Consider the following 3,942-nt stretch of genomic DNA (forward strand, 5'->3'; position numbering starts at 1 on the left):
CTGATAACTGATAACTGATAACTGATAACTGATAACTGATAACTGAAATGACCTATTCGATGTATGAATTCCCTAAAACCTATAAATAACAAACCACATTATATATAAAACATATTGCAAATTTATGAAGTACAGATTATCTAATAATGATCGATTAATAGATAAAAATTGTTGTTCTGCGGGTATAGCTCACTTACTTTAAAATTCCTGTACATACCGACAGTTTAAATTCTGATTCGGAATAAAGTGAAATCTAAATTAGATAGAATTTGACCAAGGTTGCGTGGGAAAGAAAAAGCTATTAACCAAGACTAATATTTTTGATCTTTGTAGAACTAACAACCATTAAATAATTACAACTTACCCTAAGAAAATATATGCTAACTTATCAACGCAAACCCGTGAGTCTGTCATTAATATCAACAGACTTGCCCATTTGGTCGATAGTTGAAACAGCGGCCACTCTATATCATAAAGACCGCGATCAATTTCACATACTATTACATGAACCTGCAATTACAGACAAAGAAACATCATGTACAAACATAGATGACCCATCAATATTGCCAACTGTCTTAAAGCCAAGACTTTTATGGTTAGAAGTTGCCCCTTCGCGAGTTATTATGACTATGCAAGGAAGCGGTAAATATTGTTACCGTCATATCTGGGAAAGAGGAGTATATGGCATTTGTCGTTATTGGCTCCAAGATGAGTCATTCAATTTACATTATCAGCTACGAATGCGTAACTTTACCCGTAATTTAGTAGTTCAGGGAAAACCAGTTCCAGATTATCTACGCTTAGAATATGAACTATGGTCTCAGCAGTTACGCATGGGACATTATGTACTAGAGCTAGAAATTCATCACTAATAGTTTAATTTAAGCGACCAATCAATATTTTGCCTATCAATGATTTCCCGTAAAAATAACCACCTAAAACTTAATATTCAGAGAAATTATTGATTTGGGTTTCAAGAATTTATAATTTATAATTTAGAATTACCTCTTCTTATAAACTTAAGAGGATTGGATCAAAGGATTTTTTTTCTTTTTTATCAATGAATGGAGAGGCTTCATACCTGAATTTTTCGGTAAAGTGCTATGAATTTATTTATTTTGACAATAAGTATCCAGTTTATCTAACAAAATGTCTTTTTGTGTAGCAACCTTCTCCGCCTGCTGGCCTGCTTGAGTGAGTTGATTTTTAGCCTGATTAAATTTTTTTCTACCCTCTAATGAAGCTTCAACTTGTGTGCTAGTTTTAAGAGCTAAACTCATTTGAACAAAAGCTTGAGAAAGTTCTTTAAATGTTTGAGTTAAGTCTTTTTGAAACTGCTGAAGAGTTTCATCCTCAAGTTTGAGAGCTTCTAACTCCTGAGAAATTGCTTCTAAATCTCCTCCTAGCTGATTAGTTGTTGCAGCATCAAAGGAATTTTCAGAATTGACAAGAGTATTTCCCTTGTTAATAGTAACAATCAATTCATTACATTGAGAAACTTTGCTAGGGCCACAACCAGCGATGGATAAATAGACGAAAATAGTCCCACCAATAATTTTTAATTTACGAAACATTGTTTAAAATCTTGCAAACTTCAGCAGGTATACTTAATAAAAATATAGTTATATTATGTCCGGTTAAATACTTTTAACAAAAGTTATTTTTATCACAGGAATTTTGACTAAGCCTCTAAAAATATTTGGCCTTAAAATAGCACTACGTTTTTTGGCACTTGACAATAAGTATTAGTTGTCAGGGAACAGGAAACAAGCAATAGGAAAATGTCCTAACATATTTGTGTAACGCTGTAGTATAGATCAATAATTTCAACAGTTTACCTGTAATTTTAGCTTGATTCAATATTAATTTAGTTAGGTATTCCAGGCAATATCAATACTAGCAAAAAAATTTTATTCTAACTCGTATTGTGTTTGTTTTGCTTTATAAATCACTTCAATGTTATTAATAATTAATCCGATCGACTTAAAAAGTACCTGCAAAATCAAACAGCCATTTAGCGGAAGCTCTGCGTTAACAAAACCCACCCTATATCAAGGCTTAATTTTTTATTTTATAGATACACTCTTAATTAGGGTTTGCTGATTAAACATCAAAGCATTAAAAAGCATTAACTGATATTGGTTTGAAGAATTTTAGGTACTGAAAAAGTACCATCTTTTTGCTTGATGGAGTGAAAAAAGTAAAGATTTTAGGGTAATGATGAGAGAAAAAATTAGGGGAAATTATGAATGATATCATGTCCGGATAATTAGTGATGAAAAAACTTATCCTCTCCTCTTGCTTAAACAGTAAATTTGTCTATTTTCCTTACTCCCCTACTCCCCTACTCCCTTACTATATTAATAATAAGTATTCAACCGGATATGATATGACTACTTCTTATATAACTCCACTAAATCCTAACTCTTAACTACCTCCCTACTCCCTATTCCCTACCCTAACAAAAAGACTTTATTCAGCAAACCCTAATTATTGACAAAAGTTTATCCCAATCACATCATTATTTATTAAAATCCGCTAAAAGTATCGACAAATTTTGTCTATATTTAGCTATATTAAAAGTAACTGTTGGTGATACCTCATAAGCATAAAAGTTGGCTCAAGAACATTAAAATGCCCGAACAACCAAGAAACCTTAACAATAATAATAAATCCACAAATAATTTTCCCATAGTAATTTCTTTGGGATTAGCATTACTAACGGTAGGTTTATCCTGGCGTATATTCACAGTTATTAGTATTGCTTCTGGAGTTACCTGGTTCGTCAAACGTTATCAGGAAAAACAAAAACAACAAAAAGATTATTTGAATACTATATTTTATCAGTTAATTCAGGAAAATAATGGATATATTACAGCCTTAGACTTAGCGATAAATTCCCAACTATCGGGAAAAATAGTCCAAGAGTTTCTTGATGAACAAGCCAAAGAATTTAGTGCTGAATTAGAAATTACGCAAGAAGGTGGTTTATTATATTATTTTCCTACTGCTGTATCTCTAGTTGAAAGAACAACGGATAAAACTTTAGAAAACAATACTCAATTAATCTCGAAAGTTTTAAATCATGAGGCTCAACTGCCAAATAATTCCCGACTAAATTCTCATCTAAAAGATATTCCAGAAAATTCCCAACTTCAATCTGCTGCTGAAATAGTTTCTCCTCTTACCCAAAAAGAATTAGCAATTAGGCTAAATGTTCATGCTAGTACTATCAGTAAACGGAAAACAAAACCTGATTTTGGAGAATGGAGTAGTCAAAAAGATCCGGAATCAATTGCATGGAAATATTTTAAAGAACAAGCACAATTTTTACCTATAATTCCTAGATTTTAAGCACAAAGTTTTATAGCAGAAGGAAGAAGGAAGAAGGAAGAAGGAAGAAGGAAGAAGGAAGAAGGAAGAAGGAAAAGTACTTACGTTGTCTGAATTTTACAGCGCTTTTCAAATTAATGAACCACATCTTCACAAGCAAAATGTGGCATTGCATAATTGTGGGATGATTTTATAAGAGAGGATCGACTATCATCCCCGTGTCTCCGTGTCTCCGTGTCCCCGTGTCGGTCTCAATCATCCCAGTATTCAGCAACGCCCAAAATGTTGTAGGGACGTTTCATGAAACGTCCATACTGTAGTCTAGCCAAATGAACACCCTCTTTAAATTATCCGACACCCATGAGCTGGAGTTTCAATCCAAGCTAATAGCTGACATCTAGTTAGGGTTTGCTGATTAACGATCAAAGTATTGACTGATATGGGTTTTAGGCAATTTATGTCTGGAAAAAGTATGAGCTTTTCAGCAAGTAATGGTGAAAAAAATGAGGATTTTCAAGCCCTGCACGCAGCCGAAAAATCACTCTTACTATTGTTTTGGCCACTGATTCTGTAATTCCCATTTATTCTACGTCTTAACTACTCCCTACT

The 3,942-nt window shown here is 33.1% G+C and carries 3 protein-coding genes; 2 read left to right on the forward strand and 1 reads right to left on the reverse strand.

Going from position 1 to position 3,942, the window contains the following annotated elements; genetic code table 11:
• The first annotated feature begins 377 nt into the window (after window positions 1–377).
• Window positions 378–872 carry a hypothetical protein gene (locus AC3DU7_RS27655; protein ID WP_488042471.1) on the forward strand — a complete coding sequence of 165 codons (495 nt, stop codon included), beginning with the start codon at window positions 378–380 and terminating at the stop codon, window positions 870–872.
• 237 nt (window positions 873–1,109) lie between these two features.
• On the opposite strand, the gene AC3DU7_RS27660 is transcribed toward AC3DU7_RS27655, so the two are convergent.
• Window positions 1,110–1,574, reverse strand: a complete 465-nt coding sequence (locus AC3DU7_RS27660; protein ID WP_488042472.1) for a hypothetical protein — start codon at window positions 1,572–1,574, stop codon at window positions 1,110–1,112.
• 1,060 nt (window positions 1,575–2,634) lie between these two features.
• On the opposite strand from AC3DU7_RS27660, the gene AC3DU7_RS27665 reads away from it, so the two are divergent.
• On the forward strand, window positions 2,635–3,354 hold the full coding sequence (locus tag AC3DU7_RS27665) for a hypothetical protein (RefSeq protein ID WP_488042473.1): 720 nt from the start codon (window positions 2,635–2,637) through the stop codon (window positions 3,352–3,354).
• Window positions 3,355–3,942: the final 588 nt, after the last annotated feature.

Source organism: Okeania sp., from assembly GCF_983059655.1.